19 protein-coding genes and 1 other RNA gene are annotated in these 16,609 nt (G+C 35.9%); 17 read left to right on the top strand and 3 right to left on the bottom strand.

Going from position 1 to position 16,609, the window contains the following annotated elements; all coding sequences use genetic code 11:
- The first annotated feature begins 101 nt into the window (after positions 1-101).
- Positions 102-2,030 carry a TlpA disulfide reductase family protein gene (locus tag G3I01_RS08945; protein ID WP_219547102.1) on the top strand — a complete coding sequence of 643 codons (1,929 nt, stop codon included), beginning with the start codon at positions 102-104 and terminating at the stop codon, positions 2,028-2,030.
- A 68-nt stretch (positions 2,031-2,098) separates the two neighbouring features.
- On the opposite strand, the gene G3I01_RS08940 is transcribed toward G3I01_RS08945, so the two are convergent.
- Entirely contained in the window at positions 2,099-2,929 is an 831-nt protein-coding gene (locus tag G3I01_RS08940) for an endonuclease/exonuclease/phosphatase family protein (RefSeq protein WP_219547100.1), read from the bottom strand.
- 118 nt (positions 2,930-3,047) lie between these two features.
- On the opposite strand from G3I01_RS08940, the gene G3I01_RS08935 reads away from it, so the two are divergent.
- From G3I01_RS08935 to G3I01_RS08905, 7 genes are all read left to right on the top strand, one after another.
- Positions 3,048-3,689 (top strand): hypothetical protein, encoded by a 642-nt coding sequence (locus G3I01_RS08935; RefSeq protein ID WP_219547098.1) that lies wholly within the window; start codon positions 3,048-3,050, stop codon positions 3,687-3,689.
- A complete protein-coding gene (locus G3I01_RS08930; RefSeq protein WP_219547096.1) occupies positions 3,689-4,006 on the top strand; it encodes a transcriptional regulator in 318 nt (105 codons plus the stop codon). The genes G3I01_RS08935 and G3I01_RS08930 overlap by 1 nt, the downstream gene beginning before the upstream one ends.
- A gap of 74 nt (positions 4,007-4,080) precedes the next feature.
- Positions 4,081-4,368 carry a hypothetical protein gene (locus G3I01_RS08925; protein WP_219547093.1) on the top strand — a complete coding sequence of 96 codons (288 nt, stop codon included), beginning with the start codon at positions 4,081-4,083 and terminating at the stop codon, positions 4,366-4,368.
- Between the two features lie 29 nt (positions 4,369-4,397).
- A complete protein-coding gene (locus tag G3I01_RS08920; RefSeq protein WP_219547090.1) occupies positions 4,398-5,162 on the top strand; it encodes an oxygenase MpaB family protein in 765 nt (254 codons plus the stop codon).
- A 43-nt stretch (positions 5,163-5,205) separates the two neighbouring features.
- Positions 5,206-6,585 carry a cell envelope integrity protein CreD gene (gene creD, locus G3I01_RS08915; protein WP_219547088.1) on the top strand — a complete coding sequence of 460 codons (1,380 nt, stop codon included), beginning with the start codon at positions 5,206-5,208 and terminating at the stop codon, positions 6,583-6,585.
- 11 nt (positions 6,586-6,596) lie between these two features.
- The gene (locus tag G3I01_RS08910) at positions 6,597-7,112 is read left to right on the top strand and encodes a hypothetical protein (RefSeq protein WP_219547086.1); all 516 of its coding nucleotides are present in this window, start codon (positions 6,597-6,599) and stop codon (positions 7,110-7,112) included.
- Positions 7,113-7,178: 66 nt separating this feature from the next.
- A complete protein-coding gene (locus tag G3I01_RS08905; RefSeq protein ID WP_257710557.1) occupies positions 7,179-7,568 on the top strand; it encodes a DUF2809 domain-containing protein in 390 nt (129 codons plus the stop codon).
- Here G3I01_RS08905 and G3I01_RS08900 read toward each other — a convergent pair.
- Complete coding sequence (locus G3I01_RS08900) at positions 7,547-8,755, bottom strand: NAD(P)-dependent oxidoreductase (protein ID WP_219547082.1); 1,209 nt, start codon at positions 8,753-8,755, stop codon at positions 7,547-7,549. The two genes, G3I01_RS08905 and G3I01_RS08900, sit on opposite strands and share 22 nt — an antisense overlap.
- Before the next feature lie 261 nt (positions 8,756-9,016).
- Between G3I01_RS08900 and ssrA the strand changes: the two genes are divergently transcribed.
- The 9 genes from ssrA to G3I01_RS08855 all read left to right on the top strand — a co-directional run bounded on the left by ssrA (position 9,017) and on the right by G3I01_RS08855 (position 15,590).
- Positions 9,017-9,416, top strand: a transfer-messenger RNA (tmRNA) gene (ssrA, locus tag G3I01_RS08895).
- Between the two features lie 133 nt (positions 9,417-9,549).
- Positions 9,550-10,431 carry a hypothetical protein gene (locus tag G3I01_RS08890; protein WP_219547080.1) on the top strand — a complete coding sequence of 294 codons (882 nt, stop codon included), beginning with the start codon at positions 9,550-9,552 and terminating at the stop codon, positions 10,429-10,431.
- 89 nt (positions 10,432-10,520) lie between these two features.
- Complete coding sequence (locus G3I01_RS08885; RefSeq protein ID WP_219547078.1) at positions 10,521-10,808, top strand: helix-turn-helix domain-containing protein; 288 nt, start codon at positions 10,521-10,523, stop codon at positions 10,806-10,808.
- An 89-nt stretch (positions 10,809-10,897) separates the two neighbouring features.
- On the top strand, positions 10,898-12,055 hold the full coding sequence (locus G3I01_RS08880) for a VapE domain-containing protein (protein ID WP_219547076.1): 1,158 nt from the start codon (positions 10,898-10,900) through the stop codon (positions 12,053-12,055).
- A gap of 83 nt (positions 12,056-12,138) precedes the next feature.
- Positions 12,139-13,038, top strand: a complete 900-nt coding sequence (locus G3I01_RS08875) for a toprim domain-containing protein (RefSeq protein ID WP_219547074.1) — start codon at positions 12,139-12,141, stop codon at positions 13,036-13,038.
- Positions 13,039-13,147: 109 nt separating this feature from the next.
- Entirely contained in the window at positions 13,148-13,483 is a 336-nt protein-coding gene (gene mobC / locus G3I01_RS08870) for a plasmid mobilization relaxosome protein MobC (protein ID WP_219547072.1), read from the top strand.
- Positions 13,484-13,485: 2 nt separating this feature from the next.
- A complete protein-coding gene (locus G3I01_RS08865; protein ID WP_219547070.1) occupies positions 13,486-14,085 on the top strand; it encodes a hypothetical protein in 600 nt (199 codons plus the stop codon).
- Complete coding sequence (locus G3I01_RS08860; RefSeq protein ID WP_219547068.1) at positions 14,082-14,819, top strand: relaxase/mobilization nuclease domain-containing protein; 738 nt, start codon at positions 14,082-14,084, stop codon at positions 14,817-14,819. The genes G3I01_RS08865 and G3I01_RS08860 overlap by 4 nt, the downstream gene beginning before the upstream one ends.
- A gap of 249 nt (positions 14,820-15,068) precedes the next feature.
- Complete coding sequence (locus tag G3I01_RS08855; protein WP_219547066.1) at positions 15,069-15,590, top strand: hypothetical protein; 522 nt, start codon at positions 15,069-15,071, stop codon at positions 15,588-15,590.
- Between the two features lie 125 nt (positions 15,591-15,715).
- Here the strand turns inward: G3I01_RS08855 and G3I01_RS08850 are convergent, their stop codons facing one another.
- Positions 15,716-16,609 (bottom strand): carbohydrate kinase, encoded by an 894-nt coding sequence (locus G3I01_RS08850; RefSeq protein ID WP_219547064.1) that lies wholly within the window; start codon positions 16,607-16,609, stop codon positions 15,716-15,718.

Genomic DNA, 16,609 nt, shown 5'->3' with positions numbered 1-16,609 from the left:
ACAATCCTAAACGTTAGTCATCGAATAAGTCTTCAAATTTTATAATAACGGGAATAAATTATTTAGTTTTAGGCATCTATCAACCTATACCTAAATTTAATATGAAAAATTCACCCCAATTACTGGCTATGGTCATACTTGTTTCATTGTCTTCCTGTGAGGAGGATAAGACGAAAGATACAGGTATGGAAATGGGAAATCTTTACCTATCCAAATCCAAACCTCAACCGGGAGAAGATCTTTTGATCAGATACGTTAATCAGGGATCTGAAGCGCCCGAAGCAACCGTTAATTATCTCGTTGGAAAAAAGTATTATCCAACCGATATTCAGCTGAAAGATTCTGCAAACGCACTATATGGAAAAATCAGTATTCCAGATACGGTGCATGCAATGGCCTTAAATTTCAAATCTGGCGACAAATACGACAGTAATGATAAAAATGGCTATGTATTTTCATTATATGATGAAAATGGTGAAGAACTAAAAAGATCTCAAGCTACCAAAGGCGTTTATTTTATGCGTTCCGCGAATAGTTTTGATATAAAGCTTGAAAACGATTCAATTGCCGCGATCATGGAAAATGCTATTAATGAAGATCCGGAGATAGAAGAAAGTTTTGATGTAGACTATTCCAATGCTCTTTTAGCCGCAGACCAAAAGAAGGCTGATGAATATATTCAGAAAAGAATCGATTATTATAATTCCAAGGATTCCCTGAATTATGAAGATTATGAAGCACTCTCCGAATTATATTCCTTAAAGAAAAATAAGGCCAAGAATGACTCTATCACAGAACTGGTGACAGAGAAATTTCCCAAGAGTGAAATTGCCCGTCGTGATTGGTTGATCAAGGTTTTTGAGGCCAAATCTTCTGATGAGAAAGTAAAAGTTTTAGAAGATTTTGAAAAAGTATACGGGTCTAAAACAGTTTACGAAAAAGACGTAATGCTACGCCTGATCGCTTCAAAATTTGCTGAAGAAGAAAACTGGCAAGCTTTTGAAAAATATGCTTCTCAAATTAGTGAGCCAAGGGAAAAAGCAAGGCTTTATAACTCTACGGCCTGGAAGCTGGCTGAAGATGGTAAAAACCTGGATACCGCAGCAGAGATCTCTAAAGAATCTATCGATATCATTTCTTCGGCTACCGGAGACTATTCAGCAAAACCGGATTTTTATTCCAATAAACAGTATGACCGGGCAATGGAATGGAGTAATTCTATGTATTCAGACACCTATGCTTTGATCCAGTTCAAACAAGGAGATCTTGAAGGTGCCATAGAAACCCAGGAAGAAGCACTTTCAGAAGAATCTGGAGCCGATATGACCACAAGATATGTTCAGTATCTTATAGAAGCTGAAAAATATGAGAAGGCTCAGGAAAAAGCAGAAGAATTTATTGCTGATAACCGGGCAAATGCTGAAATGACCGATTATTTAAAAACAGCTTATTCCGAAAATGATAATTCAGAAGAATTTGAAACTTACCTGGCAAGGCTTGAAGAAAAGGCGACAACCAAAGCCAGGGAAGATCTAAAGAAAAACATGCTGAGCGAAAACGCAGAGGATTTTGAACTTTCCGATCTTGAGGGAAATACGGTAAAATTAAGTGATCTCAGAGGTAAAACCGTTATTCTTGATTTCTGGGCTACCTGGTGCGGACCATGCAAACAATCATTTCCGGGTATGCAAAAAGCGGTGGAAGAATATTCAGATAATGAAAATGTAGAATTTCTATTCGTAAATACTTGGGAAAATGGCGATAGCAGAAAAAAGGATGTTTCAGAATTTATTGAGGAAAACAATTATTCTTTCCATGTACTTATGGATGAACCTGTTGCTGAAGGAAGCCGTGAATTCACGACTACTTCTAACTTCGGTATCAATGGAATTCCTACAAAGATCATTGTTGGGCCTGAAGGTAAAGTGAATTTTAAGAAGGTTGGCTATAGCGGGAATAATGAAAAAATGCTGAAAGAGATCGGTTTGATGATTGAACTGACTCAGGAAAGTCAATCTCCACAAGCTTAGATTATAGAGATTAAATAAAAAAGCCCTGGCAAATTGCCGGGGCTTTTTTTATTTAAACATTGATGAAATTATTCCATTAGTTCTGCCTTTATAAGAACAGGTAAATGATCTGATGGATACTTTAAATCTTTTGAATCGCTTATTACGGCGTAATTTTCTACTTCAACTTTATCATTGATAAAAATATAATCGATTCGTCGAGTCACCGGTTCAGAAAAATTGTAGCCATTAAAGGTTCCTATTGGGCCGAAATCAAACTCAGCCTCATTTTTAGAATCATCCAGATAATTCAGAATAATCCCGATTCCTTCGGTTTCCGGTTCCAGGTTGAAGTCTCCCATCAGGAAAACAGGAAGATCTTCTTTGTTCATTGTTTTAATTTTCTGAACTATAAGCTGAGAACTTTCCAGCCTCGCCTTATCCCCTACGTGATCAAAATGAGTATTAAATATCCAGAACTTCTTTCCGGAAGTTTTTTCCTTAAATAAAGCATAGGTACAGATCCTGTTAAACGCCGCATCCCAGCCTTTACTTATTTCTCCTGGCGTTTCCGACAGCCAGAAAGTATCTGATTCCAGTACCTCAAATTTCTCTTGCTTATATAAAATAGCACTGAATTCACCTTTATCTTCTCCTTCTCTACCTACTCCAAGTACCTCATAACTTTTTAGGTTATTGGTAAAATGATCTAATTGAGATTTGATGGCTTCCTGCACTCCCAGAATATCCGGCTCATAGAACCGGACCTGCCCGGTAATCCAATCCTTTCGTTTAGACCAACTGTTCTCTCCATCGTTTTCATTTGCATATTTGATGTTATAGGTCATTACTTCGACTTCCTGAGCTGACATCCCGGAGTGAAAAATAAAAAGACAGAGTAAAATTGATAGAATTCTCATAATTGAATTTTAGAATATTTGAAATTCCTGATAAAGATAGAGTCAAATCAAAATTTTAAAAATTTATAGATAGAAATTAATATTTTTTATTTTACTTTGTTTTTCAAAGTACTTTAAAATGGAAAACGAAAAGTTTCTTAAGGACCTCAGCGAGATCAAAAATATGATGAATCGCTCCTCCCGTTTTATTTCTTTAAGCGGGCTTTCAGGAGTTTTTGCCGGGTGTTACGCTATTCTTGGTGCCGTAATGGCGAAAATGGTTCTAAACAGCAATACTTCATATTACAATGAATCCTATGAATCTGTCTCAAGCGGAATTGCAAATACAGACGTCACCTTACAATTAGTTACTATAGCCGTGGCAGTACTTGTCCTAGCCATTGGCACTGCTATTTTCCTGACTACCCGGAAAGCTAGAAAAAATGAACAGAAGATCTGGGATAGTACCAGCAAAAGACTGGTGGTGAATTTTTTTGCGCCCTTAATTGCAGGTGGTCTTTTTTGCCTGGTTCTGCTACAATATAATCTGATTGGCCTGATTGCACCCTGTATGCTTATTTTCTACGGATTAGCCTTAATTCATGCCAGTAAGTATACCTTTGCAGACCTTAAGGGTCTTGGATATGCCAATTTGATATTGGGCCTTGTGGCTACCCAATTCATTGGTTACGGATTGTATTTCTGGGCAATCGGGTTTGGACTCTTTCATATTATTTATGGCATCTGGATGCATAATAAGTATGATAGAAAAAGTGCTTAATGAAGAACATAATAAGTAATATAAATAAAGCTTTTGATCATAGGATCCGTCTTGGGATTATGAGTGTGTTAATGGTGAATGATCATGCCGACTTTAAAACCCTGAAAGAACTTTTAGGGGCGACAGATGGTAATATCGCCAGTCACACCAAAGCTTTAGAAAAACAGAAATATATAAAAGTGGAAAAATCGTTCATAGACAGGAAACCAAATACCAGGTATATCGCCACCGGCACAGGCCGGAAAGCATTCCAGGAACATCTGGATGCCCTTGAGAAATTGCTACATAACAGCAACGACCTCGGCAATAAAGACTAAAAGAAACCAAACTATATTTTTTTATCTATTCACTTTGAATTTCAAAGTACTTAATTTAACTAAAACCATATATTATGAAAAGTACACGCTTAATTATCATTTTAGCAATCGCTGCCACCATCCTTTCGATCCCATTTTTAGCCATGCTGCTTGGAGCTGAAGGTGTAGACTGGGACATCCGAGATTTTGTCATCATAGGAATACTCCTTTTTAGTACTGGCCTGGCCATAGAATTCGCCTTAAGCAAATTACGTACTATGAAAAGAAGAATAATCGCCTGCACTTTAATTCTGTTGGGGCTATTCCTCATCTGGGCCGAACTGGCTGTGGGCATCTTTGGTACTCCATTTGCCGGTAGTTAGATGTCCGATTTCAAAACAAAAAATAGAACATGGATTATTTTGTAAAAAAAGATTCGATAGTTAGGGAAATATGGGGCAAAAGCGATACGATCCTTTTCATTTTCGCTGGTGCCTCTGCAGAATTTGCCTTGAATAAAGCTGTAGACTGGCTTTATTATACGGGACGACTTCCTAAAGATCCTTTGGGTAGATTATTTTCTACCGTTGGCTATGCCAGGAAAATAGTCTTTTCTGAAAAGCAATCTGCTCTTTCTGCCATTGATGGTATGAACAAGATCCACGCTTCGGTAGAGTCAAAACGTGGTAGCAATATTCCCGATTGGGCATACCGCGATGTACTTTTTATGCTTATAGATTATTCTATCAGATCTTATGAGATCCTGGAAAGAAAACTAAACATTTCTGAAAAGGCAGAGGTTTTTGATGTCTTTTTCAGAGTTGGGAAAGCCATGCACCTTAAAGACCTTCCGCAAAATTATACAGTATATGAAAGAATGAGGAAGAATCACCTGGAACAACACCTGGAATATGGAGCTTACACAAAAGACCTTTACAAGCAATATTCGAAACATCTTGGTTGGGCCAGGTATAGATTGCTTTTAGAAACACAGATCCTAATTACCCCTAAAAAAGTAAGGCGGCTATTAATGTTACGAAGTATTTCGCTTCTAAGCCCATTGATCCTGGGCTATAAAATTAGCCGAAGCATAAACCTCGACTGGTTGCTTAAAGAGCTTATCCTTCCACAAGAATATAAAAAAGAAATAAGGGCGATGGATCATTTTCACGCTTAAATACATCTACCTCCATCACTAATCATCATTCAAAAATCAAAAAATGGACAACCAATCATCAAACCCAAATACAAACCGAATAGTTCACTGGTTAAAGAACTCCATCACCGCCAGAATGTTTATCATAGGGATTCTCAGCCTCATTTTACTAATTCCACTTTTCATGGTTCAGGATCTAATAAGGGAAAGGGCTGAAAGGCAAGAAAATGTCGTGACAGAGATCAATGTTAAATGGGGTGATGCCGTCATTTTGTATGGCCCTGTATTAAGAGTCCCGTACCGCAGTTTTCGCGAGAAACAAATAACTAATTCTCAAAAAGAGGTCATCACCGAGAGTATAGAGGAAATTGAATATTTCTACTTTTTTCCGGATAAGTTGAAAATCGAATCAAATATAAATCCTGAGATCAAAAAGCGTGGCATTTATAAAACTTCTGTCTATAAGAGCAAGACGAGTATTAGCGGAAGCTTTTCAGCGCCAGATTTTAGTAATGAAGACATTTCAAAAGAAAATATTCTCTGGGACAAAGCCCGCATCATTTTTAATACTTCCAATCTAAAAGGGGTTAATGAGCAAATTAATATTGAAATCGGCAATTCTGAATATACCTTTAATACCAGGTACCAGCAAAAAAATACGTTGCCATCAGCGCATCAAAACCTGTATCTTATGGAAAGTGAAGTTCTAAACCCAATAGACCTTCCTATAGACAAGGCGATTAGCTTTAATATGCGGGTATCTGTAAACGGAAGTTCTGAGATCTCGTTTGTACCGATTGGAAAAACCACCGAGGCAGAGATAAAATCAGACTGGAAAACCAATAGTTTTACTGGTAGTTTTCTGCCATTTAACGAGAATAAATTAACCGAAGAGGGATTTGATGCTAAATGGAAAATCCTGGATATCAACAGGCCTTTTCCCCAAAGTTTCCGGGATAATCTACCTGAACTTTCAGAATATGCTTTTGGCGTAAATTTCATGATCCCGGTAGATGAATATCAAAAAAGCGAAAGAGCCACAAAATATGGATTCCTCGTGATTGGCCTCACCTTTCTCGTGTTTTTCCTGATCCAAACGCTGAGCAGAATCCCTATCCATCCCTTTCAGTATCTAATGATCGGGCTAGGACTTGTAATGTTCTATACTTTACTGATCTCGATTTCTGAACATAGTAGCTTCTTAAAAGCCTATTTAATTGCCGGAATTTCGGTCATTCTTTTGATCAGCTTATATTCAAAAAGCATTTTAAATGGATGGAAATTCCCGGTCTTTATTGGGGTTTCGCTGCTGGCACTCTATTCTTTCATTTATGTGATCATTCAGCTCGAGAGCTATGCCCTGTTGGTGGGAAGTATTAGTCTTTTCCTTATCCTGGGCGGGGTCATGTATGTTTCAAGAAAGATAGACTGGAACAATTATTAGGAAGCGCCTCAATGAAAGATCATTTTCTAAACAGTTTTAGTACATTTTATGCCGGCTGGCCTTTAATGATATTGGTCGCCGGCTGTATTTTGTTAACCTTCTATTTGATACTTAGAAAGAAATGGAAAAATCTACCTGAAATTTCGTTTACAATAATTGCCGGTATTTTACTATTTCCAGTGATTTATAATTGGTTGGTAGTTATTATTTTCAGTTTGCTTTTTCATGAATATCACCCAAAACGTAATTTCAACCAGCAAAGCTGGAATGAAGAAATTGAGAATCGTCATGAAATGAGAACAGACCTGCTTGAAAATGATATTTTAATTGGAAAGAGCAAAGCCGAAATTTACGAAATACTGGGTTCACCAAATTCCAGCCAGGAAAGTGACCAGGATACTATAAATACCTGGCGATTTTATCTAGGAAATGAAGGACACGGGATGGGTTGGAAATTTTATACTTTGGTAATAAAATTTGAAGAGAACAATGCAAGTAAAATTGAAATTGAAGAATTTTTAGACTGAAAACAGGCGGGTTATTTTCTCAAAACTTAAAAAATATCCCGTCAACTTTATGGAGTAAGGATGATTATGAAAAGGAATAAAAAAATTTACTATTGGTTCGGGTTTACCATCCTCATGATCATCGAGATCTTTATAGCAAGCTATATAGAGGATGATTTCATCAGGCCTTATTTGGGAGACTTCCTGGTGGTGATCCTTATCTATTGTTTCCTGATGGGCCTAAGCAGAATATCTGTCTTCAAAGGTTTGATCACAGTCCTTTTATTTTCTTTCGCTGTCGAGTTTTTCCAGCTTATCAACATTGTAAAAGTCCTGCAGTACCAGCCACCTAAAATAGTGATGATCATTCTTGGTAGCAGTTTTTCGGTTTGGGATCTGCTGGCTTACAGCCTTGGAGTTTTCACTTGTCTCTTATTGGAATACACCAGAAATATTTACGCGGTACCGTCAACGTAATCTTGCAAATAAGAATATAAGGGAGTCAGCTTTCCATTTTCCGTCATTCTTGCTCTTCCCAGAATGCCATCTTTGTCATTATTGTAAAAAGCCGGGATCACATTCTTTAGGAACATTTCTCCAAATCCTTCACTGGCATCTTTGGGCAATTCACAGGGTAAATTATCTACTGCCATAATGGTGATCGCTTTTTGATCGCGGAAATCGGTTTCGCCACCGGTATCAGGATCATAGCCATAAAAAGGTTCAGCAATGGTAGAAGGTCGAATGGTGCTGGCAACAGGACCTGCTATATCACAGGAAATGTCTGCCACATATTTTATTCGGAAATCTTTATGCTGAATATCTTCTTTAGAATAGAACACGGGAGCGCCCTGCCCATAAAAATGACCGGCAATAAATACATCACTGGTCTTCGCAAATTTCATGAAATCTGAATCATAATTCTCGGGGACCATATAGAATTCCTTTCGGCTTCCCTGGGCGCCATCCTTACGTTTTGCATAATCCAGCACATCTATATGACAATATACGGGTTCATTAAATTCATTTACCAAATAGGTTTCCGGCTCCACCTGTTTTATGTTCAGATGCTCAAGGATCTCTTTGGCTCCGTGCGCCACCTTACCGCTTCCTGTTAAAACGAATTTATAAGCAGGCAAATCGATCTTATCGAGTTCTGCCAGCATTGATTTAAGATCTGGCAAGGTCTCGGCTTTAGGAAGTTCAAAACTGTTTTCCTTGATTCCTATCGCCCTGATCCCATTATAAGCGCCCACCAGCCCTGCATAGCGTCCAAACCCGATTAAACGCGCCTTGTTCTTGTTGGTGATCACCTCGTGATCGTAAAGTTCGATGTTTCGTTTGAGGACCTCGCGAAGCAAATCACGATTATATGGCTGCTTTTTGATGGTATGTGAAAAGAAAAAGTACTTTTTGTCAGGTATCAAATTCGGGATCGGCACTTCTTTTACCCCCAGAAGTACGTCACAATTGCTAATATCTTCGGAAACATCAAAACCTGCCTTTCGATATTCATCATCGCTAAATATCCTGATATCAGAACTTTCCACTTTAAAAGAAGCTTCCGGAAATTGGGAAACTACTTTTTTTAGCATTTGTGGTGAAAAAACCACTCTTCTATCTGGCGGAGTTTTTCGTTCTTTGATCAGGGCGAATTTTATCATTCTGGTATGGGTTTTGCTTAATATTGTAGTGTCTCAAAGATATAAATTTAAATGAGTATCTTTGCTGGCCCGATTGTAAACTACAGTCGGATTTCTTTGAAAATTTTGCGTTAGGGATAGCAGCGAAAATCCTTTTTTGAAGTGCTGAGCTTGTCGAAGTACAATAAAAAAGATTGCAGCGAATAGCCCGACCCGCTAAGGCGGGTAACGCCCGCGTGATTATTACAATTATTGCGGCAAAGAAGATGTTCATTATTTTATGGGGTCGACTTGGTTTTGACAGCGAGTCTAATTGAGTTGTAAGCACGTAGAGCGCTGGGATATAGCTCTTAAATCTCATATTTCACACTTTTTTAAACGGCGAGAATAACTACGCCTTGGCTGCGTAACCGAATCACAGTAGGTTATACTTAGTCCCTGCAAGGCAGGGAGCCAAGATGTCTCGTGGAAGCCTTGATTTACGGCGTCCACACCAGAGGCACCGATAAAGTAAATATAGGGAGCTCAGGGCCTTGATGAGTTTCCGAAACTTAAGCGAGGATACGTGTAAAGTTGGTGGTTTTCGGCCGGCTTTGCATCGACAATCAAGTGAAAACTAAACGTGTAGAAAGCATCTGAATTGCTTGTTTGGACGAGGGTTCGAACCCCTCCGACTCCACTTTAAAGCCCCGTAAGCCTAGTGTTTACGAGGCTTTTTATTTTGCGTTGACAAAATAGTTGACAAACTGGTTTATCTATCATGTAACTTGCTTAATTCAAATTTACTAGATTTATACTAATTAAACCTAATTAGTATGCCTCCAATTCTCAGTTTATATATTCTCTTATTTTTCGCTACATTATCTCACTTAGCTATGGTAGTTTATAATAGCATAAAATTCTATATGCCTAGTAAGTCACTCAGAAACACCGAATACAATTACACAAAATTTGATCCAGCCAATAATAGACTGCGTTTAGGACTATCTCTAACTTTTTTTCTGGGTCCAATTATTATAACACTGGTATTACGGTCATTCCAATTTGAAGATGAATTATCTATAATTGCTATTCTAGCTATACTGATAATGATAACAATTTATTTCACATATTTCAATCACTACAAAATATGGTCTGAAAAATTTAGAACAGTTCCGAATCCAAAAATCATTTCAGAGCAATCTTATTCGGAACATCAACGAGATTTAAAAATAGAACTCGATAAGATTAAAGAAAATGAAAAAGAAGTTCAGAAAAAATATAATATTACAACTACATCTGTAAATAGCTTAAGTTTCGAACTTGACCAGGTTAAAACAAAAGTTTCGACAAATGCAGAAAAGAGTTTAGCAAAGCAAAATAAGCCCTTATCAGAATACTTCAAGACAAAAGAACAGTTTCGAAAATTTGAAACTTTGCTTTATTCAAATGATTTTTGGAATAGTAAAGAACACATTACTGCTACCAAACTCTGTATTTTAACCTGTAAGCTTATCGATTTAAAAGTTCTTTATATTTATCGTAAACAGAAATATTTCCTACCTGCGTTGGCTAGGCACTTTGAAGTTGAAGAATTTGATGAATCAACTTTTTCTAGAATTCAAAAGGAGTTTAAAGAGTATAAAAATGGTGAGCTTATTGATGAAGCTCATAGAGAGTTTTATGAAAAGCTTTCATACCTAGATAGTCTTAAATAGGTTTATAAAATAGACTCAATTACTCAATATTGAGCGAATCATCCTCTAAGGAGCAATAATATTGTCGTATTAACTCAAAATAATACACAATGAAAGCAATACACAATCCTTATGAGGTTTTGATCGAGCAAATGTCTGAGCTAAAGAAAATAGCTCTGGACATTCGAGATCTTCCCAAAGTAGATTACACTACTAAATACTACACACGTAAAGAGGTTGCAGAAATATGCCGCTGTTCTGTTCAAACCGTAGATAATTATATAGACTATGGTTTTATAAAAGCAGAAAAATTTGGAATTAAAGGTGTTCTCATAAATCACTATGAAATCTTTAACAAAGACAATTCCTTAAAAAAATTTAAAAACAAAAAAGGATAGAGTGTCCGCTCTATCCTTCAATTAATATTTCTCAAAACAGTATTAACTACCGTATATGCGAATATAAGGTAATAACCCCTGTCTTTCAAATGGATAAACCAAAACTTTATCACCTTCATAGTTCCAATAGAACAACGATCTATGATAAAATAAACAATCATATTAATTCCAGGTATGATTTAGTTTACAATGAAATTTCACAAAAATTCTATATCAGATTAAAAGATAAGCATGGATGGAATAAACTCGTATTCGAATCCATTAAAGTAGAATTAAATAAATCGGAAATTAAAATGAGTGATTCTACCCTTGAAACTTTCTTAAGTTCCTATCTGGTAAAGAAAATTGATCCCTTTAAAGAATATTTTTCTGAATTACCTATATGGGATGGTAAAGACCATATAAAAGATCTTTGTTCGTATATAAGCACAGACGACGATGACCTATTTTATTACCATTTTAAAAAGTGGTTTGTTAGAGCCGTTAAATGTGCCCTGGAAGAAGATTATTATAATAAAAATTGCTTGGTTCTTGCTCAAGAGGCCGAAAACAGCGGTAAAACTACTTTCTGCAGGTTTATATGTCCACCTCAATTAAAGCATTATTACGTAGAGAATATCGGGTACGATAAGGATGGGCAAATCCAACTGACAAAAAACATTCTGACAATTCTTGATGAAATAGACAAAATTGATCCTAGATCAATGAATGCCTATAAATCATTCCTATCAAAAACCCATATAAATCTCAGACTTCCTTACGCCAAGACAAACAGTAATCGGTCAAGAAGCTGTTCATTTATAGGGACTACCAATCTTCTAAACTTTTTAAAGGATAGCGATGGTAGTGTAAGGTGGATCTGTTTTGAAATCATTGGATATATAAACTTTGACTACTCGAAGAATATAGACATTAATAAAGTTTGGGCTCAAGCCTATCATTTAGCTTACACTGAAAAGACCTTTAATCCAGACTTAACCAGGGAAGATGTAATACTAAATAAACAACGAAATGAAAGACATCGTAATGTTTCAGTCGAGGAAGAGCTTATAAATGAACATTTCGAAGCTTCCATAGACCGAAGCGCCTGTATGACAGCTACTCAAGTGACTAGAATACTTAAAAACTATTTTCCGCAGGCCAATATAATATCAACCGGACGAGAACTCAAAAAAATGGGTTACAAGCGGATTAACGATCCTAAAACCGGAGCCAAGAGCTATATGATACAGTTCAGGAATAGATAAAACTTTATCCAAATCATCTTACCCATCCTACCTCTTTCCAAAAGGTAGGATAGGTAGGTTGATTTCCCCAAAAAAATGAAAAAATGAATTTTGAACAAGCTAAAAAAATTGATATCGTTTATTACCTCTCTAATAGAGGCTATAAGCATGATCACATAAAAGGAGATAAAACCTGGTACCTATCCCCACTTACTAATGAAAGAACAGCATCTTTCAATGTTAATACCTCCAAAAACGTTTGGTATTGCTTTTCAATTGGAGATGGCGGGACCATTATAGATCTGGTTATGCAATTGAATAATTGTGATAAATATGAAGCACTTAATCATCTAACAAATCATAATTTTTCTTTTCACCAGCCTACGAAGGTTCGAAAAAGTCAATTAAAAGAATGCGAGATTGATCGAAATACTCACCTACATCATCCAGTTCTCTTAAACTATTTGAGAAAACGAAGTATCAATTTATCGGTTGCAAAGAATTACTGTAGAGAACTACACTATCGATATAAACTTATAGCTGATGATCCTGATATTAATACACCATCAGCTTCCAATGGTCATTATGAAAAATTATTTTTCACGATTGGTTTTGAGAATGATTTGGGAGGCTTTGAACATAGAAATTCAATATTCAAAGGTTGTATTTATAACAAAGCTATCACCAGCATTGAAAATAACTCAAATACACTTTCCCTTTTTGAAGGCTTTATGGATTTTATGTCCTACCTCACTCTAAAAAAAAGAATACCTCAAGAAGATTTTGTGATTCTGAACAGCACAAACCTAGTTGAAGAAACTCTTCCTATTCTTCAGGATTATGATAAAATCAAGGTCTTCTTCGATAATGATGAATCTGGAAAAAAAGCACTCAAATGCATTCAGGAAAACCGTCAAAAAAAGGTAATCGACTGCAGTATTCATTATTCGAAGCATAATGATTTAAACGAATATTTAATTGCTGCAAGCAATGAGAGCCGTTAGGCTCTGCCAGGCGTGCTAAAGGTGCACTGATAGTGCACACTTTAGCGAACCTGGCTATTCGCAGCCAAAGCCGCTCATAGAAAAAAATAAGAACTAAAACTTATTAAGTATGAAATCAAAAACTTATAAAAGAGTAGTCTTCAATTTAAGCTTAGAACATCGAGAATTACTCAAAAATCAATGTCAATTTCTTCAAGTATCAGTCGCCTTTTTTGTCAGGAATTGCGTACTGGAAAAGTTAGGGCAACCAATTATTGAAGTCAAGAGGAAAGATTTAGATATTAAAAATTACACCACTCAGCTCCTCAAAATTGGAAATAATTTAAACCAGGTTGCCCACAATTTAAACACCGATTCTAAATTTCTCATTGCAGATCAAAAATCAGTATTGAAAGATATTGATGATTTAAAGAATCACATTTTAGAGATCAATTCAAAACTATAGCTATGGTAGATGAAAATAAACAAATAGAGAATTTAATGCAGAATGTATCGGATAGGCTCGATCATTTACTAGGGGAAATTGGAAAATTAAAATCAACAGAGGAAAAAGATTTGCCTACAAAAGAAGATCAAAAAAATCAAATAGATTCTTTATTCGCTCGCGAGCAAAAAATCCTTCACGGTGAATTAAATCGCACCAGAAAAAAATTAGAAGAATTAATTCAGGAAAATAAAAAGGAAATCCATCATAAAACTGAAAATGTAATTTTTGGAAAAGACACACCCTTCTCTTCAAAACTACTTCTTAGTTTTATCGTTCTCTTTTTTATTAGTTTTCCAGCCTTCAAATATATTCCCGAATATTTAAATCAGAAGAGTGAACTAAAGGCAGAACGAGATACTTATAAAATGTTCTATGATTATGCCGTTCTAAATTCCTTTGAGAAGGATGAGAAAGCTCCTAATGATTTCATCCACCTTAAAGAGAAAATTCAATCGCGTGACACAACCATTATAAATTACGTTAGGCGACTCACTCCAAAATTCAAGAAACACCTTGAAAAAGAGAGATTAAGAATTGCACTTCAAAATTTAGAGAAATGATCGTAAAGTTAGAATCGATATCCTATGGTAAAAATGCACTGGCTTATTGCGAAAGAGGTGGTGAAGTACTTTATACCAATAAGTGTTTAGGCAACTCAAGTCAACTTTATGAACAGATGAAGTTTCAGGCTAGATTTAATGACCGATGCATCAAACGATTCTTCCATATTAAAATAAGACAAGCTCCTGAGGATAAAGGGAAATTAACTAAACAGGATTGGATTGATATCTGTAAGGATTATGCTAAAACGATCGGTTTTGAGGCTAATCTTTACGCCGTTTATATACATCAATCTAAAACTGGAATGGAGCATTCTCATATAGTGGCCTCTAGGATCGGAGAAAACAACTTAGCTGTTCGCGATGACCATACCCACTATAAGAATATGGACGTCTCTAGAGAGATCGAAGCCAGGTATAACTTGAGAAAAGTCAATCGGAGACTCGAGAAATTTAAAGCCCAAGAAAAATTCATTTCTACTGACGCAAAAGTTCAGGACTTGAAAGAAGAAATTTTTGCTGCTATTAAGATGTCCGATTCCATGGAGGATTTAATCTTCCACCTTGAAAACCGTGAGATAAAGACAAAAATTGGTCGAGGAATCTCTTTTACCAAAAATGGAATTAGAAAGAAAGGTTCCCATATTGATAGAAAATTTTCTTTAAAAGGTATTGAGAAAATACTTCGATATAAAGAGCAGGAAAAGAGGTTTAATAAAGGTATTTCCTGGTAACATCATTAAATAATTAATCATTCCTGTTCACTTTAGTGAAAATCGATCTTATTCAAGTTTCTGACTCAACAATAGTCAGTAATCTCTTAGGACTTCCTTTCCTTTTTTCTTTGGCAAAACTAGCCAGATCATTTCAACAAGCGGCATAAATCACGAGGCTTTTTATACGCTTTTAATGAAATGAACTGGCTTTTCTGTTATGCACGAAAAAAGAAATTTTGAAAGTCTAATAATCAAAAACTGAATATTATGAAAGATCAGGAAAGAAGAACAGAGAATTTAACCCATCGGTCAATAATGAATCTAATAATGGAAGATTTGAATAAGATTGATAAGAAATATTTAGAATTGAACTATGGATTTAGCAAAGCAGAATGTACAAGCGCCTTATCTGATTCGATAGTTAATACTTGTGAAAATTTAGGCCTACGAATAGTTAGAGAAGAAAAATTTAAATTACCAGAATCTATCAGGATTAGCAGGAAACAAAATTGTTGTAATGTAGATTTTTATATCATAAATCCAAATGGTAAAGATATCATCATTGAACTTGATTCAGCATTAAAAAAATGGAGTTATCAAAAACTGGAATATTTCAGCGAAGATTATAATGCTGTCTGGATCGTTTGGAAAAGAGGTAGAGGAAATCTTAATTACTCTAACTTCTTTGAAAAGTCCAGAAATAAAGAATCTGATTTTGGAAATGAGAATGTCTCATTTTTCAAACACATCATTGATCTTTCGAATAAACCTAAATCCTGGAAAGAGTAATCTAATACAATTTTGCAATAATCCATTAATGTTATAAAATATTAATACAGCAATACAATTTTATTGTTATATAGTATTACCATAATAATAGAAAACTATAATATTATATTTTTAAGATAAACTAATTAATAAGGACTAATAAATGATTTAAGTGTTTCTGCCATTATTTCTGGATTGGCTCCTTCTTCTCCCGCGACCAATGCACCCATCGCACAGGCCTGATCAAGTGACTGTTGTGGTTCTTCTCCTTGCAATAGTTTAGCAATCAGCGTTGCAAGAAATGAATCCCCTGCCCCAACGGTGTCTTTTACCTTTACCTTGTAACCCGAGTTATAATAGAGTTTTTTATCTCGTAGTAGCACGGCACCGTGCCTACCCTTGGTCACGCAAATTGATATTGCTTTAGATTTATCCGCAATAAAAAGCAAGTTTTGTTCCAGGGAATTATATTTGGACCCTAATAAACCTGCAATCTCAAAAAGCTCTTCGTCATTGAACTTTATGAACTCTGCATGTTCCATCAATGCCATCAATAATTCCTTTGAATAATATGGAGGTCGCAGGTTAAAATCTAGCACCCGAAACTTAGCTTTCCGAATAAGTTCGAACAAAGTACCTCGGCTTATCCTATCACGGCAAACCAAACTTCCAAATATAAAGACATCGGCATTCAAGACAGATTCAACCATTCCAGCCTTGAGCTCGATCTTATCCCATGCTGAAGGATACATAATTTTATAAGTCGCAGAACCGTTGGCTGAAAGGCTAACATTTACAATCCCGGTACCGTATTGTTCATCTTTTAAAATATTCCCAGTTTCTATATTTCTTGATTTAAGATAGCTAAGCAATTCATATCCTTTTACATCAACACAAATCCTACTAATCATCTCTGTGTTTATTCCCATACTGCTTAGTCTGCTGGCTACGTTTAATGGCGCGCCACCAATTCTTTCTTTATCAGGAAAAACATCATAAAGGATTTCCCCAAAACATACTGCTTTGATATTTTTTTTCAT

The organism is Gramella sp. MT6 (assembly GCF_019357415.1).
GTDB lineage: Bacteria > Bacteroidota > Bacteroidia > Flavobacteriales > Flavobacteriaceae > Christiangramia.
This window is presented reverse-complemented; position numbering and strand designations above follow the sequence as displayed.